18 protein-coding genes and 2 tRNA genes are annotated in these 18,488 nt (G+C 67.6%); 7 read left to right on the top strand and 13 right to left on the bottom strand.

The genetic code is table 11. From position 1 onward, the window contains the following. Positions 1 to 3: 3 nt before the first annotated feature. Positions 4 to 76 (bottom strand) — tRNA-Asn (locus HMPREF9336_RS09125). 36 nt (positions 77 to 112) lie between these two features. After that, positions 113 to 1,024, bottom strand: a complete 912-nt coding sequence (locus tag HMPREF9336_RS09120) for an asparaginase (RefSeq protein ID WP_021030403.1) — start codon at positions 1,022 to 1,024, stop codon at positions 113 to 115. A 52-nt stretch (positions 1,025 to 1,076) separates the two neighbouring features. Here HMPREF9336_RS09120 and HMPREF9336_RS09115 point away from each other — a divergent pair, with 52 nt between their 5' ends. Beyond that, positions 1,077 to 1,631 (top strand): MTB12 C-terminal domain-containing protein, encoded by a 555-nt coding sequence (locus tag HMPREF9336_RS09115; protein ID WP_007471147.1) that lies wholly within the window; start codon positions 1,077 to 1,079, stop codon positions 1,629 to 1,631. A gap of 45 nt (positions 1,632 to 1,676) precedes the next feature. Here the strand turns inward: HMPREF9336_RS09115 and HMPREF9336_RS09110 are convergent, their stop codons facing one another. The 3 genes from HMPREF9336_RS09110 to ureG all read right to left on the bottom strand — a co-directional run bounded on the left by HMPREF9336_RS09110 (position 1,677) and on the right by ureG (position 3,679). After that, positions 1,677 to 2,096: a hypothetical protein gene (locus HMPREF9336_RS09110; RefSeq protein WP_021030402.1), complete on the bottom strand. Its 420-nt coding sequence runs from the start codon at positions 2,094 to 2,096 to the stop codon at positions 1,677 to 1,679. A 76-nt stretch (positions 2,097 to 2,172) separates the two neighbouring features. Beyond that, positions 2,173 to 3,033: an urease accessory protein UreD gene (locus tag HMPREF9336_RS17505; RefSeq protein ID WP_021030401.1), complete on the bottom strand. Its 861-nt coding sequence runs from the start codon at positions 3,031 to 3,033 to the stop codon at positions 2,173 to 2,175. Further along, entirely contained in the window at positions 3,011 to 3,679 is a 669-nt protein-coding gene (gene ureG, locus HMPREF9336_RS09100; RefSeq protein WP_007471139.1) for an urease accessory protein UreG, read from the bottom strand. Before ureG ends, HMPREF9336_RS17505 begins: the two co-directional genes overlap by 23 nt. A 102-nt stretch (positions 3,680 to 3,781) precedes the next feature. Here ureG and tcuC point away from each other — a divergent pair, with 102 nt between their 5' ends. Then, positions 3,782 to 5,107, top strand: coding sequence for an MFS transporter (gene tcuC, locus HMPREF9336_RS09095; protein WP_007471137.1), 1,326 nt, complete (start codon positions 3,782 to 3,784; stop codon positions 5,105 to 5,107). On the opposite strand, the gene HMPREF9336_RS09090 is transcribed toward tcuC, so the two are convergent. The 3 genes from HMPREF9336_RS09090 to HMPREF9336_RS09080 all read right to left on the bottom strand — a co-directional run bounded on the left by HMPREF9336_RS09090 (position 5,090) and on the right by HMPREF9336_RS09080 (position 7,904). After that, a complete protein-coding gene (locus tag HMPREF9336_RS09090; RefSeq protein WP_007471136.1) occupies positions 5,090 to 5,623 on the bottom strand; it encodes a GNAT family N-acetyltransferase in 534 nt (177 codons plus the stop codon). The two genes, tcuC and HMPREF9336_RS09090, sit on opposite strands and share 18 nt — an antisense overlap. 491 nt (positions 5,624 to 6,114) lie before the next feature. Beyond that, entirely contained in the window at positions 6,115 to 7,071 is a 957-nt protein-coding gene (locus HMPREF9336_RS09085) for an electron transfer flavoprotein subunit alpha/FixB family protein (protein WP_007471135.1), read from the bottom strand. A gap of 44 nt (positions 7,072 to 7,115) precedes the next feature. Beyond that, positions 7,116 to 7,904 carry an electron transfer flavoprotein subunit beta/FixA family protein gene (locus tag HMPREF9336_RS09080; RefSeq protein WP_007471132.1) on the bottom strand — a complete coding sequence of 263 codons (789 nt, stop codon included), beginning with the start codon at positions 7,902 to 7,904 and terminating at the stop codon, positions 7,116 to 7,118. Positions 7,905 to 8,103: 199 nt separating this feature from the next. On the opposite strand from HMPREF9336_RS09080, the gene HMPREF9336_RS09075 reads away from it, so the two are divergent. From HMPREF9336_RS09075 to HMPREF9336_RS09060, 4 genes are all read left to right on the top strand, one after another. Then, positions 8,104 to 8,892: a class I SAM-dependent methyltransferase gene (locus tag HMPREF9336_RS09075; RefSeq protein WP_007471130.1), complete on the top strand. Its 789-nt coding sequence runs from the start codon at positions 8,104 to 8,106 to the stop codon at positions 8,890 to 8,892. Then, on the top strand, positions 8,889 to 10,463 hold the full coding sequence (locus tag HMPREF9336_RS09070; RefSeq protein WP_021030400.1) for a 1,4-alpha-glucan branching protein domain-containing protein: 1,575 nt from the start codon (positions 8,889 to 8,891) through the stop codon (positions 10,461 to 10,463). The genes HMPREF9336_RS09075 and HMPREF9336_RS09070 overlap by 4 nt, the downstream gene beginning before the upstream one ends. Continuing rightward, a complete protein-coding gene (locus HMPREF9336_RS09065; RefSeq protein ID WP_007471126.1) occupies positions 10,463 to 11,695 on the top strand; it encodes a glycosyltransferase family 4 protein in 1,233 nt (410 codons plus the stop codon). The genes HMPREF9336_RS09070 and HMPREF9336_RS09065 overlap by 1 nt, the downstream gene beginning before the upstream one ends. Positions 11,696 to 11,766: 71 nt before the next feature. Then, entirely contained in the window at positions 11,767 to 12,771 is a 1,005-nt protein-coding gene (locus HMPREF9336_RS09060; protein ID WP_040584733.1) for an amidohydrolase family protein, read from the top strand. 2 nt (positions 12,772 to 12,773) lie between these two features. On the opposite strand, the gene leuD is transcribed toward HMPREF9336_RS09060, so the two are convergent. Both leuD and leuC read right to left on the bottom strand, forming a co-directional pair. Then, the gene (leuD, locus tag HMPREF9336_RS09055; protein WP_007471122.1) at positions 12,774 to 13,361 is read right to left on the bottom strand and encodes a 3-isopropylmalate dehydratase small subunit; all 588 of its coding nucleotides are present in this window, start codon (positions 13,359 to 13,361) and stop codon (positions 12,774 to 12,776) included. 10 nt (positions 13,362 to 13,371) lie between these two features. Beyond that, the gene (gene leuC / locus HMPREF9336_RS09050; protein WP_007471120.1) at positions 13,372 to 14,778 is read right to left on the bottom strand and encodes a 3-isopropylmalate dehydratase large subunit; all 1,407 of its coding nucleotides are present in this window, start codon (positions 14,776 to 14,778) and stop codon (positions 13,372 to 13,374) included. A 99-nt stretch (positions 14,779 to 14,877) separates the two neighbouring features. On the opposite strand from leuC, the gene HMPREF9336_RS09045 reads away from it, so the two are divergent. Next, on the top strand, positions 14,878 to 15,600 hold the full coding sequence (locus HMPREF9336_RS09045; RefSeq protein ID WP_021030399.1) for an IclR family transcriptional regulator: 723 nt from the start codon (positions 14,878 to 14,880) through the stop codon (positions 15,598 to 15,600). Between the two features lie 79 nt (positions 15,601 to 15,679). Here HMPREF9336_RS09045 and HMPREF9336_RS09040 read toward each other — a convergent pair whose 3' ends face one another. From HMPREF9336_RS09040 to HMPREF9336_RS17920, 3 genes are all read right to left on the bottom strand, one after another. Next, entirely contained in the window at positions 15,680 to 16,279 is a 600-nt protein-coding gene (locus HMPREF9336_RS09040) for an EamA family transporter (RefSeq protein ID WP_007471115.1), read from the bottom strand. 721 nt (positions 16,280 to 17,000) lie between these two features. Further along, positions 17,001 to 17,070, bottom strand: a tRNA-Ser gene (locus HMPREF9336_RS18430). Between the two features lie 479 nt (positions 17,071 to 17,549). Next, complete coding sequence (locus HMPREF9336_RS17920; protein WP_007471113.1) at positions 17,550 to 18,401, bottom strand: aspartyl/asparaginyl beta-hydroxylase domain-containing protein; 852 nt, start codon at positions 18,399 to 18,401, stop codon at positions 17,550 to 17,552. Positions 18,402 to 18,488 lie beyond the last annotated feature (87 nt).

Genomic DNA, 18,488 nt, shown 5'->3' with positions numbered 1-18,488 from the left:
GCGCTCCCCCGGCTGGACTCGAACCAGCAACCGTCCGATTAACAGTCGGATGCTCTGCCAATTGAGCTACAGGGGATTGGCCCGGCCACTGTACCAGAAAGTTTCGCGGATTTCACCACGGGTAAGACCGAGCGTCGAATCCGCTGGCGAGCAACGCCGCGAGCTGCACTCTTGCCTGAGGAGCCCGTAGCTCTTGCGCCAGCACCGCGCCGGCTTCGACCAGACGGGCCCCGCCCGAGTAGGCTCCCGTCACGGGAGCCCCAGGCACCCGCGAGCACGCGACGACCGCCACCCCTGCGCGCGCGTGCTCCGCGACCGCTTCGACGACGAGGTCGGGCACGCCGCCGTTGCCCATCGTCTCGAGCACGAGGCCCCGCGCGCCCGCCGCCACATACGCGTCGAGGGCGGTCCTGTCCGCCCCCGGGTACATGACGACGATGTCGACTCTCGTCCCGGCGATGTCGCGGCCGGGAAGTTTGACCGCCGCAGGGGCCCCTCTGTCGGGGCGGGGCCGACCGCCGAACACGTCGAGGCCTCCGGTGTGGCGCTTGTGCGCGCCGCGCGCCGCGAGCCTCTCCCCCGCGAAGCAGACCACCACCTCGCCGCCTCGCGCCTCGCCGTCCGCGACGAACGCCAGCGCGTCGCGCAAATTGCGCGGCCCGTCCGCCTCAGGGTCCGATGCGGGGAGCGCGGCACCGGTGATGGCGACCGGCTTGTCCCCCGCCGCCATGAGGTCGAGGAGCATGGCCGTCTCCTCCATCGTGTCCGTCCCGTGCGCCACCGCGACTCCGACTGTCGCCGGGTCCGCGGCCTCCTCGGAGACGGTTCGCCGGATCTGGTCCAGATCGGCGAAGTCAAGGAGCGAGCTGTCTTTGCAGACCACTTCGCGCACTCGAACCTCGCCCCGGTGGCCCGCCGACCCCAGCAGATCCCTCGCCCCGAGGACCGGGCGGCGCACGCCCGCCTCGTCCGAGACGCTCGCGATCGTCCCTCCTGTTGTGATGAGGGTTACAATTCTCTTCATGGGTAGCGGAAACTTCCAGTCGACGAAGTCATGGGTGTGTAGATTAACGCCAATGAGCATGCAAAGCAGAAGGGCCGCCGCAGCGCTCGCCGCGTTCGCGATAGCGCCCGTCGCATTGGCCGCGTGTCACGCGGCCGGAGACCCGCCGATACGAGCGGGCGGCCCCCCCGCCGTCTCCTGCTCGCATCCGATCCCCTCGGTCGAGACGCTGCAGGGCATGCTCGACAGGGCCCGCGATCCGAACATCCCGAGCCAGGACAAGATCGACCTGCTCGAAGACGGGGGCAAAGATCCTGAGCTCTTCGACCAGCTCGTGCAGGCGAACCGGGAGAATCCCGACATCAGCTACAAGATTCTGGACGAGAGCAAGATCGACTCCAACTGCCTGCTCCACGTCTTCTTCAGCATCTCCAAAGGAGAGCAGCACCTCGACAAGGTCGAGATCTTCTTCGTGTGGCAGAACGATAAGTGGAAGCTCGCCAAGCGGTCCGTCTGCAGCCTGCTGGTGGACATCCTGCAAAAGACCAGCCCGCTGTGCGGCGGCTACGCCCCGTCCGGGCCGCTCCCGCCCGTGACGATCCCCTCGGACATCCACGTGCCGAAGTGATCGCGCCGCGTTGACCCCCGCGACGGGGATGGGGCCGCGCAGGCTTTAATCGTCATGCGGGAAGCAGATGGCGACGTGCGCCGCGTCTTGCGACCGAGCCTCCATCACCTGGCCGTTCACCCAGATCTTGCACGCATAGATGCCCATAGGGTCGACCGAGGAGCCCGAGGGCCGGTCCACATACACGCCGAGCTGGCCGGCGGGGACGTTGTAGCCGTCGGAAAGCCCGTTGACGCGGAAGCTGTAGCTCCAGGGCAAGCTGACCGACTCCGCCACAGCTTGCCCGTTTGAGGTTTGGTAGCGGATTCTCGCGATATTCGCGCCCTGCGAGCCGTCGACCTGGTACGTCACCTCGAAGCTCTGCGGATCGCCGATAGTCTTCGCGGCCGCCGGGCTGAAGCCGAGGAGCGCTGCGGCCCCGAGCGCCAACGCCGCGACCGCCGTTTTCTTCGACACACTTATCATAGAATCATTGGATGTATTCATATTCTGTTCAACGCGAATGCATCTTAAAGTATTCTCAGTTTTCCTATGGTTCGGGTCACGCGTCCAGCAGACGAGACGACAGCCTGGTCGTGAGGCTGCCGCCGCCCGCAAGGGGCATACGCGCCTCCCAAACGCCTGAGGCGCCACCCGGCAAGCCCTCGCCCGCAGCTCCCCGGACCTGCGCGCGCGGCGCCACCCGGACCGCCTCACCCACCGACACCCACGCGGGGCGGTCGTCCGGACCGTGCCCGACTGCGCGCTCCGGTCCTCCCCCACCCGACGAACCCTCGCCCACAGCTCCCCGGACCTGCGCGCGCGGCGCCACCCGGACCGCCTCACCCACCGACACCCACGCGGGGCGGTCGTCCGGGTAGCGGAACACACTTTCCAACGCCGCAGGCGCGAAGAATTCGTCCCAAGTCGCGCTGCCTTCGCCGAGGCCGACCGAATGCCGCAACAGCTCCTCGCCGTCCAAATCCACCGACAGCGAGCCGCGCCATGTCCCGTTGCGCTCCCCCGTCCTGCCGATCTGAGCCTGCTCGACCACCACAGCAGAGGCCCCGGCGGCGAGCCGCAGCACAGTCGCCCCATGGTGCGCGGCCCGGCCCGCGACGATGACGGGCTGCGGGTCGAGGAGCAATCGCCCGCCCTGAGCGATGTCGAGATCCCAGGACCATGAGGAACGGTGCGCTTCGGCTCCCGGCAGCGCGACGCTCGCCGCGACGCCGCGAACGGTCAGCGAAGCCCCCTCCCCGACCTGGATCTCGACGGCGACCTCGTCGCCGCCGAGCGGCCCCGCCGCCGAGGACACGATGTGCAGCTGGTCTGGCCCGGTGAGGCGGACGGTGAACGCCCCCTCGGAACGCCATCGCGGGACACGGCCCGCGACGGCTTCAACGCGCAGCCGAGAGCGCATCGAGCTGGGGCTTGAGCCAACCAGCCACCGGAGTCGCGGCAGGGTCTTGGGTCAACGACAAGAAGACGGTCGGACGGCCCGCGCGGACTGAAGCCGCGTCCCGGTCCATCACGGACAAATCGGCTCCGACCAGCGGCGCGAGGTCGGTCTTATTGATCACCAGCAAGTCCGCGAACGTGACTCCCGGCCCCCCTTTGCGCGGCACCTTGTCGCCGCCCGCAACGTCGAGGACGAAGATCTGCGCGTCCACGAGCCCCGTGGAGAACATCGCGGTGAGGTTGTCGCCGCCCGACTCCACGAGCACCAAGTCCAGGCCGGGGTTCGTCGCCACCAAGTCCTCCACCGCGTTGAGGTTCGCCGTGATGTCGTCGCGGATCGCGGTGTGCGGGCAACCGCCGGTCTTCACCGCCGTGATCCGCTCGTCCGGGAGCACAGCGTGGCGGCGCAGGAAATCCGCGTCCTCGGTGGTGTAGATGTCGTTGGTGAGCACCGCCAGCTCGTAGTCCTCGCGCAACACGCGGCACAGCGCGGCCACCAAAGCCGTCTTCCCCGAGCCAACCGGCCCGCCGACCCCGATCCGCAACGGCTCCCCCGGCTGGCGCTCGCGATGATGGTGGTGGTGGTGTCCGTGCGTCTCGTGCGGCATATGTCCAGAGTACAGCGCGCGGGCCCAGCGCTCCTCAGCATCTTCTGGTAGAAGCAATCCAGGACGAAGCCCACAGGAGACCGGAGCGGAAAAGAGGATCCCGTGCGACAGAGCGCGCCGAACCAGACGCCAACCGAAAAGACGGGCGGGCCGCCCGCCGCCAGGCCGAAGACCGCACGGTCCCAGGCCGCCATGGTCTTGCGCGTGGTGAGCGGGAACTTCCTCGAAATGTACGACTTCATGGTGTTCGGCATCTTCGCGCACGACATCGGGAAGGCGTATTTCCCCGCGCACAGCCACTATGTGTCCGAGCTCGCCGCGTTCGCGACGTTCTGGCTCGGGTCGGTGATGCGCCCGGTGGGGGCGCTCGTCCTCGGCCCTTACGTCGACCGGATCGGACGGCGCAAAGGGCTCCTGCTCACCCTCCTGATCATGGCGGTCGGGACCGCCATGATCGCGTTCCTGCCCGGCTACGAAACCATCGGCTTCCTCGCGCCGGTCGGCGTGGTCGCGGGAAGGCTCCTGCAAGGCTTCTCCGCAGGCGTGGAGCTCGGCGGCGTGTCGGTGTACCTGGCCGAGATGGCTCCGCCTGGCCGCAGGGGATTCTTCGTGAGCTGGCAGTCCGGCAGCCAGCAGGTGTCCGTCATCGTCGGCAGCATCGTCGGCATCCTCATCCGCGAGACGCTCCCCGCCCAGGCCATGGCCGCGTGGGGCTGGCGGATCCCGTTCGTCGTCGGCTGCCTCATCGTGCCGCTGATCTACATCGTCCGCCGCTCGTTGGAGGAGACCGAGGGATTCTCGCGCCAGCACCACCATCCGAGCTTCGCCGAGATCCGGCGGAGCGTCGCGGCGAACCTGCCGCTGGTGCTCGCGGGCATGGGCTGGGTCGTGATGACGACCGTGTTCTTCTACTTCATCACGAACTACACCGCGACCTTCGGCAGGGAAGACCTGCACTTGTCCACGCGCAAAAGCCTCCTCGTCGTCCTATGCGTCGGGGTGTCGAACCTCTGCGTCCTGCCCCTGTCCGGGGCATTGTCGGACCGGATCGGCCGCGCCCCGATCCTGCTCGTCACCTCGTCGCTCGGCGTGCTCACCGCCTACCCCGCCCTGTTATGGCTGATCGCCCACCCGTCGTTCGAGCACATGCTCGCTGTGGAGCTGTGGCTCTCCGCGCTCTACGCCGGCTACAACGGCGCCATGGTCGTCGCCCTCGTCGAGGTCATGCCCGCAGAGGTCCGCGCCACCGGGTTCTCGCTCGCGTACAGCCTCGCCACTATGCTCGGCACCTTCACCGACCTCGGCGACAAGTGGCTGGACCGCAATTACGGCAAAAGCGCCCCCGGCCTCTGGCTGCTCTTCGCAGCGGCCTGCGGGCTGTCGGCGACGATCTGGTTCTCCCGCAAGCGGCTAGTTTCCCGGCGGTGAGCACGGCGGCGCGCCGTCCACGCCGAGGTCGCGCTGTGCCCACGCCACGTCGCGCCACGCCCCGTGTTTGAAGCCGACCTCGCGGTGCACCCCGCAGAGCCGGAAGCCCATCGCCCGGTGCAGCGACTCGCTCGCCGGGTTCGGGAGGGTGTAGCCGCCGAACGCGCGCCGGTAGCCCCGCTCGGCGAGCCTGGCCAGCAGCGCGGCGTAGAGCGCCTTGCCGCCGCCCCGGCGGACGCTGCCCTGCTCGAGGTAGACGCTCACCTCGCAGCTCCACCGGTACGCGGCGCGCGAGGCGAACGGCCCCGCGTAGGCGTAGCCGACCACGCGGCCCTCCTGCTCCAGCACCAGCCACGCGTGCCGCTCCTGCGCCTTGCCGATCCTCGCCGCCATCTCCTCCGCTGTCGGCGGCTCTTCCTCGAACGTGATGGCCGTGTCCAGGACGTATGGCGCGTAGATCGCCGCGCAGGCCGCCGCGTCGGCGGCGGTCGCGGCTCGGACGGAGTGGCTGCCCATACGCTCACTCAACCATGGCTCGATCCTTCGAGTCATCAGATCGGACGAAACAGCAATGCTATCGACACATCTAGCAACTTCGCCTTTTTCTCGCAAATATGATTCCGCTCATACAGTCAGGGAGAAATGATGGGCGCTGAGAACTCGAACGGCGAAACAGGCTCTAGCACTTCAAATATTGTGATACCTCGGGTGAGGGCGGCCAATGTCCTCAGGCTCCTCGAAGCGGCGTACCGGCACGGGCAACAGCTCGATCTTCCGCACAAAACACAGCACTGGGCCAGTCCCGAGAGCCCAACGAGACGCGCCATGCGGATTTTGGAAAGGCTGCTGGTGTCTTCAGCGGCGCGGGGCGACCCTGCCGCCCTTCCCAGACGGCTCCCCGTCCCCCGTGGTGGTCATGGCGGCAGTCTAACAGAACGAGACGCGCCCGAGCACTTTCCGTGCTCGGGCGCGTCTCGTTCTGTTTGGATCTTCGAGGGCCGAAGCGGTCAGCCCTTGTGCTTCTTGACCTCGGCCTCGAGGGTCGGGGCGACCTTGAACAGGTCGCCGACGACGCCGTAGTCCGCGATCTCGAAGATGGGGGCCTCTTCGTCCTTGTTCACCGCGACGATGGTCTTCGAGGTCTGCATGCCCGCGCGGTGCTGGATCGCGCCGGAGATGCCGAGCGCGACGTACAGTTGCGGGGAGACGGTCTTGCCGGTCTGGCCGACCTGGAACTGGCCGGGGTAGAAACCGGAGTCCACAGCGGCGCGAGAGGCGCCGACAGCCGCGCCGAACGAGTCGGCGAGGGATTCGACCACCTTGAAGTTCTCGGCGCTGCCGACCCCGCGTCCGCCGGAGACGACGATGGTCGCCTCGGTCAGCTCGGGGCGGTCGCCCTTCACCAGCGGCTCCTTGGCGACGATCTCCACGGCGCCCGAGGCGGGCTCGCCCACCTCGACCTGCTCGACGACGCCGGCGGCCTCCTGCGGAGCCGCGGCGACGGCGCCCGGACGGACCGCGATGACCGGGATCTCGCCGGTGGTCTGCGCGTCGACGGTGAACGCGCCGCCGAAGATCGAGTGAGTGGCGGAGCCGTCCTGCTTCACGTCGACCACGTCGGTGAGCAGGCCGGAGCCGAGCCGCGCGGCGACGCGGCCCGCGACCTCTTTGCCGTCGATGGACGCGGCGACGAGGATAGCGGCGGGGGAAGCCGACTCGGCGAGGGCCGAGAGCACGTCCACCTTCGGGGTGAGGAAGTACTTCGTCGCGGCCTCCGACTCGGCGACGTAGATCTTGTGCGCGCCCGCGGCCTTGAGGGCCGAGACGAGCGAATCCGCCGTGCCGGGGGCTCCGACCACGACGGCGGAAGCCTCGCCGATGGTGTTGGCGGCGGTGATGAGTTCCAGAGCGACCTTGCGCGGAGCGCCGTCCGCGTAGTCGACGAGTGCGAGCACTTCAGCCATGATTCTCTCCTAAATTAAGTCTTCTCGGTGCGTGTGCGGTCAGGTCAGATGATCTTCTGGGCGATGAGGTACTGCGCGACCTGCGGGCCGCCGCTGCCGTCCTCGTCGACGACCTTCTCGCCAGCGGTCTTCGCCGGCTTCGCGGTGACCGACTGGACCTGGGAGCCGGCGTTCGCGACGCCGACCTCGTCGGCCTCGACGCCGAGGTCCGCGAGGGAGAGCACCTCGACCGGCTTCTTCTTGGCGGCCATGATGCCCTTGAAGGACGGGAACCGTGGCTCGTTGATCTTCTCGGTGACCGAGACGATCGCGGGCAGAGCGGCCTTGAGGGTGTAGACGGCCTCGTCGGTCTCGCGCACGGCGGTGACGCTGTCGCCCTCGATGGTGAGCTTGCGCACGCTCGTGAGCTGCGGCAGGCCCAGGTACTCGGCGACGATCGCGGGAACCGCGCCGACGCGGCCGTCGGTCGACTCGTTGCCCGCGATGACCAGGCTCACGCCCTCGATGGTGCCCAGCGCCTTGGCGATCACCCACGCGGTCTGGATCGCGTCCGAGCCTCGGATCGCCTCGTCCTGCACGTGCACGGCGCGGTCCGCGCCCATCGACAGCGCTTTGCGCACCGCCTCGCCCGCGCGCTCGGGGCCGACGGTGAGGACGATGACCTCGCCGCCGTCGCGCTCTTTGATCTGCAGCGCCTCTTCGACGGAGCGCTCGTTGATCTCGTCGAGGACGGCGTCTGCCGCTCCCCGGTCCAGCGTGTAGTCACCATCAGTCAGTTTGCGCTCGGACCACGTGTCCGGAACCTGCTTGATCAGTACAACGATGTTCGGCATGGGTGTGCCTCGTGTCTCCTCGATCGACGTTTTCGTTTGGCCGGCGGCGCGAAAGCGCCGCCGTGGTGGTGTGCACCGGGTGACTCGCGGGACTGGGCGCGTAAAGTTACCCGTGAGTAACGTACCACCACGAGCGCAACGTTACCGCATCGCCTCCGAGAACCCCGAACCTGCCGCTTCTTGATAGTGTTGCTCTCTCATGTCCACACCATCTGAACTCGCTCCCCTGCCGCTCACCGGCGAGCGGACCGTGCCCGACGTGGCTCAGGAGAACTACTGGTTCCGCAGACACGAGGCGGTGTACCAGATGCTTCTGGCTTCGGGGGACGGGCCGCGCGACGGCCTCGTCGTGCTCGAGGCGGGCTCCGGGGAAGGCTACGGGGCGAACCTCCTCGCGCGGCGCGCAGGAACCGTCGTCGCCCTCGACTACGACCAGCAGGCCATCGCGCACACCAACGCCAAGTACCCGGAGGTGGCGGCGGTGCGGGGCAATCTGGCGCAGCTGCCGTTCCGCTCCGGCTCCATCGACATCGTGGTGAACTTGCAGGTCATCGAGCACCTTTGGGACCAGCTCGGCTTCCTGCGGGAATGCTGGCGCGTGCTGCGGGGCGGCGGGACGCTCGTCGTCTCGACTCCGAACCGGATCACGTTCTCCCCCGGCAGGGACACCCCGCTCAACCCGTTCCACACCAAGGAGTTCGCGCCGAAAGAGCTCTGGGACCTCATGGCCGAGGCGGGATTCCGCCAGTCTTCCCTCGTCGGCCTGTACCACGGCGGGCGCTTGGCCCGGCTCGACGCCGAGCGCCCCGGCGGGCTCATCGGCGCGCAGACCGAGCTGGCCCTGTCCGGCGGGCCGTGGCCGGACGAGCTGCTCGACGCGGTGTCGAGCGTCACAACGGACGACTTCGATTTCGAGGCCCGCGACTTCGCCCGGATCGGCGAGTTGGACGACTGCCTCGACCTGATCGCCTCCGGGGTCAAGGCATGAGCGGAGCAACGCCCCGAGGCTCCGCCCCGGCGGCGCCGGGGATGTTCTGCTTCGTCCTGCACACGCATCTGCCCTGGGTCGTCAACCACGGCAGGTGGCCGGTGGGCGAGGAATGGCTCTACCAGGCGTGGGCGCAGTCCTACCTCCCCCTGTTCGCCATGCTGCGCAGGCTCGGCGAAACCGGGCGGACCAACGCGCTGTCCCTGTCGCTCACCCCGGTGCTCGCCGCCCAGCTGGACGATCCGCACGCGCTCACCAGCATGCGCCACTGGCTCGCGAACTGGGCGCTGCGCGCCGACGAGGCCGCCGTGGTGCGTTCGACCGGGGCGCGGCCGGGGACCGCGAGCTCGCCCGAGGCGCTGCGCCGCCTCGGGAACTACGAACGCCGCCAGGCGGACGCCGCGCTCGCCGAATTCGAGTCCGCGTGGCTGCACGGCGGCTCGCCTGTGGTGCGCGGGCTGGTGGACTCCGGCGTCGTCGAGCTGCTCGGCGGCCCGCTCGCCCATTCGTTCAGCCCGCTGCTGCACCCGAGGCTGCGCGAGTTCACCCTGCGCGAGGGCCTCGCCGACGCGCGAGCCCGCGGCTTCGCCCGCCCGCGCGGCATTTGGGCCCCCGAATGCGCCTTCACCCCTGGGATGGGCGAGGAGTACGCGCGGGCCGGCGTGGAGCGGTTCCTCCTCGACGGGCCGGCCATGCACGGGGACACCTCGCTCGCGCGCCCGGTCGAGGGCACCGACGTGCTCGCGTTCGGCAGGGACCTCTCGGTCACCTATCGGGTGTGGTCGCCCAAGTCCGGGTACCCCGGCGACGGAGCCTACCGGGACTTCCACACCTACGACCACCTCGTCGGCCTCAAACCCGCCAGGGTCACCGGCCACCATGTGCCCGAAGAGGAGAAAGCCCCCTACGACCCCGCGCGGGCGCAGATCGCGGTGCGCAGGGACGTGGCGGACTTCGTGCAGACCGTGCGCGACCGGCTCGCCGCCGAATCGGCGCGGACCGGGCGCCCTGCGCTCGTGGTCGCCGCGTTCGACACCGAGCTCTTCGGCCATTGGTGGCACGAGGGGCCGGAATGGCTCGAGCAGGTGTTGACCGCGCTGCCAGAGGCGGGCGTGCGCGTCGGCACGCTCGGCGAGGCGGCGGCGTGCGGCTTCGTCGGCGAGCGCCTCGACCCGGAGGATTGCTCCTGGGGCTCGGGCAAAGACTGGCGGGTCTGGTCCGGCCCGCAGGTCGCCGACCTGGTCGAACTCAACGCCGACGTGGTGGACACCGCGTTGCGGACCGTCGACAAACGGCTCGCCCAGCCCCAGATGTTCCGCGACCGGGTTTCCGACCAGATCATCCGCGAGGCGTTGCTCACCGTTTCGAGCGACTGGGCGTTCCTGGTCAGCAAGGACACCGCCGCCCAGTACGCCAGGGGCCGCGCGCATCTGCACGCGCACGCGACGCGGGAGATCGCGGAAGCCGCCGAATCCGGCCACGAGGCCAGGGCCGCCCAGCTCGCCTCGGGCTGGCGGATCGCCGACAGTCTCTTCGGCCAGCTCGACGCGCGCCGTCTCGGGCCCCGCTGATGCGCGTCCTACTGCTCAGCTGGGAGCACCCGCCGGTGGTGGTCGGCGGGCTCGGCAGACACGTGCAAGAGCTGGCCAAGGCGTTGGCCTCGCTCGGGCACGAGGTGACGGTCCTCTCCCGAGGCCCGATGGGGGCCACCGGAGCGCAGGCCCCGGCCGCCACGACGACGCAGAACGGCGTGCGGGTCGTCTCGGTGCCCGAGGATCCGTTGAGCCTCGAATTCGGCTCCGACCTCGTCGCGTGGACGCTCTCGCTCGGGCACGCGATGCTCCGGGCGGGCCTGGCGCTCGCGGACTCTTTCCAGCCCGACGTGGTGCACGCGCACGACTGGCTGGTCGCCGCCCCCGCCATCGCGCTCGCCGAGCATTTCGCGGTTCCGCTGGTCACCACGGTGCACGCCACCGAGGCTGGCCGCCACGACGGGTGGATCGGCAATTCGACGAGCGCCCAGGTCCACTCGGCGGAGCGGTGGCTCGTGCGCGTCTCCGACGCGTTGATCTGTTGTTCGGAGTCCATGCGGCAGGAGACGACGACCCTGTTCGGCCCGCTGGACGAGCCCATCGTGGTGATCCCGAACGGGATCGACCTTTCGCTGTGGCCGTTCCAGCCGCCGGACCGGTGCGCGACGCCGCCCCGGTTGCTCTTCGTCGGCAGGCTGGAGTACGAGAAAGGCGTTCACGACCTCATCGCGGCGCTGCCCGCGATCCGCCGCGCGCATCAGGGGACGACGTTGTCGGTGGTCGGCACCGGGACCCAGGCGGAATGGCTCCGCGAAGTGGCTCGCGAGCATAAAGTGGCCAGCTCGGTCAGGTTCTTCGGGAAACTCGACCACAACGGCATCCAACGCCATATGCGCACAGCTTCCGCCCTGATCGTCCCGAGCCGCTACGAGCCGTTCGGCCTCGTCGCCCTCGAAGGAGCCGCGGCGGGGGTGCCGCTCGTCGTCGCCGAAACCGGAGGCCTCGGCGAAGCGGTGTCCGAGAACGTCAACGGCCGCACCTTCCCGCCCGGCGACGTCAAAGCGCTCGCTGACGCGGTGGCCCGCGTGCTCGCGAGCCCGACCCGTTCGGCCCGGATGGCGAAAGCCGCCCGCGACCGGATCACCGACGACTTCGACTGGCGCTCGGTGGCCGAGCAGACCGTCGAGGTGTACAGCGGCGCGAAACGCCTGGACGGCAGAGCCCCGGTCCCCCGCCCCGACCTCCGGCTTCCGGTCAAACTCCTGGGCTGAGCCGCGCGCTAGTCCCGCCCGGCATGCGCGCTACCGCGCATAATGCCGCGAACGGGATTATGCTCCGTGTGATGCGGATCATCGCGCTTGAAGAGCATTTCACCACCCTGCCCATCCGCGAGGCGAACGAAGACCACCCGCTCGAGTCCATGTACCGGCTCCTCGCGCAGGCCGGGCTCTGGAAGAGCCCGCCGGGAGCTGTCGTCCCCGTCGGCATCGACGATATCGGGGCGGGCCGGATCGCCGCGATGGACGAGGCCGGGATCGACGTCCAGGTGCTCTCCCAGACCACGCCAGGAGTGGAGATGCTCGAGGCCGGCCCTGCCGTTCGCCTCGCGAAAGAGGCCAACGACGCGATCGCGGGCGCTGTCGAGGCCCACCCCGCCAGGTTCCGGGGCTTCGCCCACCTGCCGGTCCAAGACCCGGCCGAAGCCGCTCGCGAGCTGGAGCGGGCCGTGACGCAGCTCGGTTTCGTCGGGGCGATGCTCAACGGGCATGTGCGCGGCGAGTACTTGGACGACCAAAAGTACTGGCCAATCTTCGCGAAGGCGGAGGAGCTCGGCGTGCCGGTGTACCTGCACCCGACACGCCCGCCGCAAGCCGTGGTGGACGCGCAGTACGCCGGTTTCAGCCCCGCCGTGACCGAGATGCTCGCCGCCCCGGCCTTCGGCTGGCACGTGGACGCGGGCTTGCACGCCCTGCGCCTCATCCTCGCCGGGCTCTTCGACCGCCACCCAGGCTTGCAGATGATCCTCGGCCACCAGGGCGAGACGTTGCCGTTCATGATCGACCGGGCCAGCGAGCGGCTCGCCTCGGTGGTGCGGCTGTCGACCTCCATCAAGGAAGCCTTCGCCAGCCATTTCTCCATCACCTTCGCGGGATTTTTCACCTACCCGCCGTTCGTGGCCGCCTACCACTGCCTCGGGGCGGACCGGATCCTCTTCTCCGTGGACTACCCGTACAGCCGCAACGCCGACGGCGTCGCGTACTTGGACCGCCTGCCGATCAGCGCCGACGACCGGGAGAAGATCGCGCACCGCAACGCCGAACGCCTGCTGGGGATCGCCCCAGCCTAAGGCTACGACGTCGTCGGCAGCCAGGACGGGCGTTTCGCCTCGAACTCGGCCAGCGCGTCCGCGTGCCGCAGGGTGAGCGCCACGTCGTCCAAGCCTTCCAAGAGCCGTCCCCGTACGCCGTCGTCGATGCGGAACGCGATCGTCACCGGGCCCGCCGTGACGGTCCGCTCCACCAGGTCCGCGGTCACTTCGAGGCCGGGCTGCTCTTCGAGCACCTTCCACAGCAGCTCCACGTCCGCCTGCGTCACCTGCGCGGTCAGCAACCCGGATTTCCCGGCGTTGCCCCGGAAGATGTCGCCGAACTCGGCGGCGACCACGACGCGGAAGCCGAAGTCCCACAACGCCCAGACCGCGTGCTCGCGCGACGAGCCGACGCCGAACGGGCTGCCCGCGACGAGCACCGAGCCCCGGTCGTAGGGCGGGCGGTTGAGGATGAAGTCCGGCTCCTTGCGCCATTCCGCGAACAGCCCGTCCTCAAAGCCGGTGCGGGTGATCCGCTTGAGGTAGACGGCGGGGATGATCTGGTCGGTGTCCACCTGGAAGCGCCGCAGGGGCACGCCGACTCCGGTGTGGGTGGTGAACGGTTCCATTATTTCCTCCTCACAGATCCGCAGGGGACGACAGCCTGCCGCGCACGGCGGTGGCAGCGGCGACCAGCGGCGACACCAGGTGGGTGCGTCCGCCCCGGCCCTGGCGGCCCTCGAAGTTGCGGTTGGACGTGGACGCGCAGCGCTCGCCCGGCGCGAGCTGGTCCGGGTTCATGCCCAGGCACATGGAGCAGCCCGGCTGGCGCCATTGCGCCCCGGCCTGCTCGAACACCTCGGCGAGGCCTTCGGCCTCGGCCTGCTCGCGCACCCTGCCCGAGCCGGGGACGATGAGCATCCGCACCCCGTCGGCGACTTTGCGGCCCTTCAGGACCGACGCGACGTCGCGCAGGTCCTCGATCCGCCCGTTCGTGCAGGAGCCGACGAACACCGCATCCACCGACACGTCCCGCAGCGGCGTGCCCGCGGTCAGGCCCATGTACTCCAGCGCCCGCCGGGCCGCGGCCCGTTCCTCGTCCTCGCCGAGGCTGTCGGGGTCGGGCACCGACGCGGAAAGCGGAGCGCCCTGGCCGGGGTTGGTGCCCCAGGTGACGAACGGGGCGAGCGCGGAGCCGTCGACGAACACCTCCCGGTCGAACCGCGCGCCCTCGTCGGTCGGCAACTGCCGCCAGGCGGCGACCGCGGCTTCCCAGTCGGAGCCCTTCGGAGCCCGAGCGCGGCCCTTGAGATAGGCGAAGGTCGTCTCGTCGGGGGCGACCATGCCCGCCCGGGCGCCCGCCTCGATGGACATGTTGCACATCGTCATGCGGGCCTCCATAGAGAGCTCCCGCACGGCTTGGCCCCGGTATTCGAGCACGTGGCCGAGCCCGCCGCCGGTGCCGATCTCCGCGATCACCGCGAGGATGAGATCCTTCGCGGTCACCCCTGGGGCGAGCGACCCCGAGACGTTGATCGCCATCGTCTTGAATGGCTTGAGCCAGAGCGTCTGGGTGGCCATGACGTGTTCGACCTCGGAGGTGCCGATGCCGAGGGCGAAAGCTCCGAACGCGCCGTGCGTGGAGGTGTGGCTGTCGCCGCAGACCACGGTCGTGCCCGGCTGAGTGAGGCCCAGCTGCGGGCCCATGACGTGCACGATGCCTTGCTCGGCCGCCCCCATCGGGTGCAGCGGCACGCCGAATTCGGCGGTGTTCGCGCGCAGCGCCTCGATCTGGGCGCGGGAGATCGGGTCCTTGATCGGGCCAAGGACGGTGTCGGTCGGGACGTTGTGGTCCTCGGTCGCAATGGTGAGGTCGGTCCTGCGCAGCTTGCGGCCGGCCAGGCGCAGCCCGTCGAAGGCTTGCGGGCTCGTCACCTCGTGGACGAGGTGCAAGTCGATGTAGAGCAGGTCTGCCCCGCCCGCCTCGTCGCGGGCGACGACATGGTTGTCCCATACTTTCTGGGGCAAAGTCCGTGGGGCTGTCACGGCGGGTCCTTCCTCTCGCGCTCTCGGCGGTTTCCGACCTCTCCAGTATCAGAAGCCCGAAGACCGTTATCCCATAATATGAGATGATAATATCAATATATGGACAATGATAGCAGAGGGCAGAACATCCCCGAAACCGGATCGAGCGGCATCGGGGTGCTCGACAAATCTGTCCTCGTCCTGCACGCGCTGCGCCAAGGGCCAGCGAGCCTCGCCGAGCTCACCGCCCGCACCGGGCTGCCCCGAGCCACCGCGCACCGCCTCGCCCAAGCGCTGCACACCCATCGCCTCCTCGCCAAAGACGCCGAAGGGCGTTTCGCGCTCGGGCCGGGCTTGCACGAGCTCGCCGCGCACGCCGCCGACCCGCTCGCCGAAGCCGCCGCCCGAGCCCTCCCCGCGTTGCGCGAAACGGTCGGCGAAAGCGTCCAGCTCTACCGGCGAGAAGGCGACCACCGGGTCTGCCTCGCCTCCGCAGAACCCGCCTCCGGCCTTCGGGACTCGGTCCCTGTCGGAGCCCGCCTGCCGCTCACCGCGGGATCGGGAGCCCAAGTGCTGCTCGCCTGGGAGAGCGCCGAGCTGCGCGCCCCGCTGCTGCGCTCGGCGGCGTTCGACGAGGCGACGCTCGCGCTCGTGCGCGAGCGCGGCTGGGCGCACACCACCGGGGAGCGCGAGCCGGGGGTGGCGAGCGTGTCGGTGCCCGTGTGGTCGGACGACCGGGCCAGCGTGCGCGCGGCGCTCTGCGTCTCCGGCCCTGCCGAGCGGATCTCCGCGCGCGAGCCCGAGCAGTGGGCTCGGCTGCTCGCCTCGTCCGCGCTGGCCTAGCGCCGGCTTCCGGCGGGCCGCCGCCCGCCGCCCGTGAATCTGAGGAGCCGCGACGCCGCAGCAGGCCGACAACGCACCGTCACGATGGTTTGCCGAGAGCGATAGCGGCAACGACGCAAAGCACGCCGACGCATTCCTCAAAAGAAAGCTTCTGGCCGAGCACGAAGAATCCAATCAACGCAGCAGCCACGGGGAGCATCGCGAGCAGTAACGCGAAGTACGCCTCACCGACCCTGCGGAAGATAAACTGGTCCGCAGAATACGGAATCACGTTCGACAAGAGCCCCAGGCCAAGCCCGAAAAACAAGATCTCCCCGATATGCCCCCACGCCGCCTCGTGCCCTACGCCAAAGGCGAGAGCCGGCGAGGTGATTAATGCTCCTGCTGCGAATGCCACGGCAAGCGAACTGATATCTCTATCGTTGGAAACAGCTTTGCCGAAAAAAATGTAGCCTGCCCAGAAAAATGCCGCAAGTAAGGCGAACACAACGCCCGCCACCTCCTGCGAAAAACGCGCGCCCGAAACGAGCAGCACCCCTGCCAGCGCCAAAAGCGCGGCAAGCGCCCCCTTGAGCGAGCGCGCGTAAAACGCCGCCACGGCGGTTGGGCCGAGAAATTCGATGGCGACAGCGGAGCCTAAGGGCAAGATAGATATCGCGAGATAGAAAAATATGTTCATCAGAGCGGTGGTAGTGCCGAAAACGCTAGACCGAACAAGCTTCTTCCCCCGCCACGAGGATACGCCAGGTCGAGCGATCGCAGCGAAAATAAGCGCCGAACCGCAAACCCTCAGCCACGCCACTGAGACCGGGTCAACCCATCGGAACAGCATCGTGCCAAAAGCGGCTCCCAAGTACATCGAGCAACTGCTCGCCCCCATAAGAAGCGGAGCCAACCACCCCCACCGCCCGAGCTGCCCTTGCCTCATGTCTGCGCTTCCAGCCACGAACCACGCCGAGATAGGCGCAGCACGTCTCCTCGACCCGGGTTGCACACCACCGCCAGAGCGATTGATCTCTCACTCACCGTTCGAGCCACACATGCGACAGTACCAGACCAGCTTTCCGATCCCTGCCAAAAATCTCGGGCCGCGATTTCGGCCCCATGCGCCTCTGGCCCGTCCTGTTTCCAATCGGCGTCGAGCCAGCGCCTCTGCGGACGAAGCCGTTTCGCAGACGCGAAGGACCCCCGCACTAATAAGTGGCACCTGCGCGCCGCTGAATGGACGCTACCGACAAGGGCGAGACCGTTGTTTAAGGACAGCAGACCGCGCTGGGCTGGTCCAGCATCGCGAAGCACAACCGCCTCCTCGCAATCGTCAAAAATTCAAAGGACTGAAAAATAACCAACACGCCTCTATTTCCCAGGGTTGCCGAAAAAAGCGGCCTGCGTGCAATCGGTCGGGACAGCTGGAGTCGAACCAGCACTCGCCGATTATCAAATCGGGTGGTACACCGCCTACGTGTCCCGTTTGCACATCCACTAAACACTATTCAAAAAGCACTTTCTTCACGCTTTCCCAATCGCCGATAATCGAACTCCAATGGACTCCTATCCACGCTAGCGAGGCCGACAAATCTCGGAGAAGCGAAAACCAGGTTGCCTTGGCGACAACGTCGCCTGAGCCTGCCCTGAGATAATGAAATTCATAAGGGCGGAGCTGCCGAAACTCCGACGAACCAGGAACTGCAGCGAGGATCCCGCCGACCGGCGATAGAACAAATGTGCGGCATGTCCACCGCCCTACCGGTTGAACCGGCGCGTTATGAATCTGGCCGGATTCGTAGCAGCTTCTATTGTCAGTCCGATTTGGTCTCGCCCCCATCGCTTGGCGTATCGAAAGAGAAAGAGTAAGCCTCACGCTACTCCGAATCCGGTCGACAACCGAGGCTCCAACGAAAGCTCTTATAACGTGGCGAGGAATCAGATCCAGGCTCGGAAATCTTTTCTTACGAGACTAGCTCGCCCTTCCGCGCCGCATCGAGCTCGCGCCAAAATCGCTCGAACGATGGAGTCCTCGATATTCCATCCGTCAAGAAATATCGCCGCATTCTTCGCGCCTCTGCCACAAGCTCGTCGTTACCACTGCGGTCAGCAAGATCGTCCAGCCAGTCGTAAAGTTCGGCAGGATGCGCGTCAGATGTCAGATGGATTCTAGCGAGCATCTGCACTAGGGCGGGCCACATCGCCAATGTCACGACTCGACCGCCTCGGATCAGGCTCTCCAGAGCTTCGTGGTCTAACTTGGATCGAGATATTCGCGGATCGCGAGCAATAGGACGTAATCGGTCCGCGTTTTTCAACACAGCAGCCGGGTTTTCGTTATGCTCATGGGTGAAATCTAGCACTAAATGGATCCGAGTTCCCGAATCAAGAACTCCACCCGAATGGACCTCGTTGCTGTCCAGGAACCAAAGCTCGCCTGGCAACATGCGATAGACCTCGTTATTCTCGCTATTACGGGCTCCCGGAGTCGTCACCAAAGGAAGATGGATCCGGCAAAACCCGTTGGAGTGCTCCAAATAGTCGCGATGAGGAATGATGATCGCGCCTTGCCGCGCCCGAAATAGTCGAACAGCGCGCAAAACGTCGACATTGAATTTCGCTCGCACGAATTCATTGAGCCGAGGCGTCGATCGGCCGATAGCGGTAGGCGCCGCCGCCGCGGCGTGCTCTGAGACTTCACCAGACTCGTTGCCGCGCTCATTCCATAGCGTGGCCGTGTCCCAAAGGCCGATTGAGTACTCTTGATAGGCCGAGCTGTACGCGCTGTCGGGCAGGCCGGAGGCCTCTTCGATCAAACTGTCAATACTACGGTCTTCGAACTTCCCCAGACTGTATGACTTCAATTCGCACTCTCCCTTGATCGTAGTTCAAGTTTCGGCAAT

This window comes from Segniliparus rugosus ATCC BAA-974 (assembly GCF_000185725.2).
Lineage (GTDB): Bacteria > Actinomycetota > Actinomycetes > Mycobacteriales > Mycobacteriaceae > Segniliparus > Segniliparus rugosus.
This window is presented reverse-complemented; position numbering and strand designations above follow the sequence as displayed.

What these genes read in the sequence shown, in the direction of transcription:
- HMPREF9336_RS09120 (WP_021030403.1), bottom strand. Translation starts at nt 1,024, where the DNA reads ATGAAGAGAATTGTAACCCTCATCACAACAGGAGGGACGATCGCGAGC.
- HMPREF9336_RS09115 (WP_007471147.1), top strand. Translation starts at nt 1,077, where the DNA reads ATGAGCATGCAAAGCAGAAGGGCCGCCGCAGCGCTCGCCGCGTTCGCG.
- HMPREF9336_RS09110 (WP_021030402.1), bottom strand. Translation starts at nt 2,096, where the DNA reads ATGATAAGTGTGTCGAAGAAAACGGCGGTCGCGGCGTTGGCGCTCGGG.
- HMPREF9336_RS17505 (WP_021030401.1), bottom strand. Translation starts at nt 3,033, where the DNA reads ATGCGCTCTCGGCTGCGCGTTGAAGCCGTCGCGGGCCGTGTCCCGCGA.
- ureG (WP_007471139.1), bottom strand. Translation starts at nt 3,679, where the DNA reads ATGCCGCACGAGACGCACGGACACCACCACCACCATCATCGCGAGCGC.
- HMPREF9336_RS09090 (WP_007471136.1), bottom strand. Translation starts at nt 5,623, where the DNA reads ATGGGCAGCCACTCCGTCCGAGCCGCGACCGCCGCCGACGCGGCGGCC.
- HMPREF9336_RS09085 (WP_007471135.1), bottom strand. Translation starts at nt 7,071, where the DNA reads ATGGCTGAAGTGCTCGCACTCGTCGACTACGCGGACGGCGCTCCGCGC.
- HMPREF9336_RS09080 (WP_007471132.1), bottom strand. Translation starts at nt 7,904, where the DNA reads ATGCCGAACATCGTTGTACTGATCAAGCAGGTTCCGGACACGTGGTCC.
- HMPREF9336_RS09075 (WP_007471130.1), top strand. Translation starts at nt 8,104, where the DNA reads ATGTCCACACCATCTGAACTCGCTCCCCTGCCGCTCACCGGCGAGCGG.
- HMPREF9336_RS09070 (WP_021030400.1), top strand. Translation starts at nt 8,889, where the DNA reads ATGAGCGGAGCAACGCCCCGAGGCTCCGCCCCGGCGGCGCCGGGGATG.
- HMPREF9336_RS09065 (WP_007471126.1), top strand. Translation starts at nt 10,463, where the DNA reads ATGCGCGTCCTACTGCTCAGCTGGGAGCACCCGCCGGTGGTGGTCGGC.
- HMPREF9336_RS09060 (WP_040584733.1), top strand. Translation starts at nt 11,767, where the DNA reads ATGCGGATCATCGCGCTTGAAGAGCATTTCACCACCCTGCCCATCCGC.
- leuD (WP_007471122.1), bottom strand. Translation starts at nt 13,361, where the DNA reads ATGGAACCGTTCACCACCCACACCGGAGTCGGCGTGCCCCTGCGGCGC.
- HMPREF9336_RS09045 (WP_021030399.1), top strand. Translation starts at nt 14,878, where the DNA reads ATGGACAATGATAGCAGAGGGCAGAACATCCCCGAAACCGGATCGAGC.
- HMPREF9336_RS09040 (WP_007471115.1), bottom strand. Translation starts at nt 16,279, where the DNA reads ATGAACATATTTTTCTATCTCGCGATATCTATCTTGCCCTTAGGCTCC.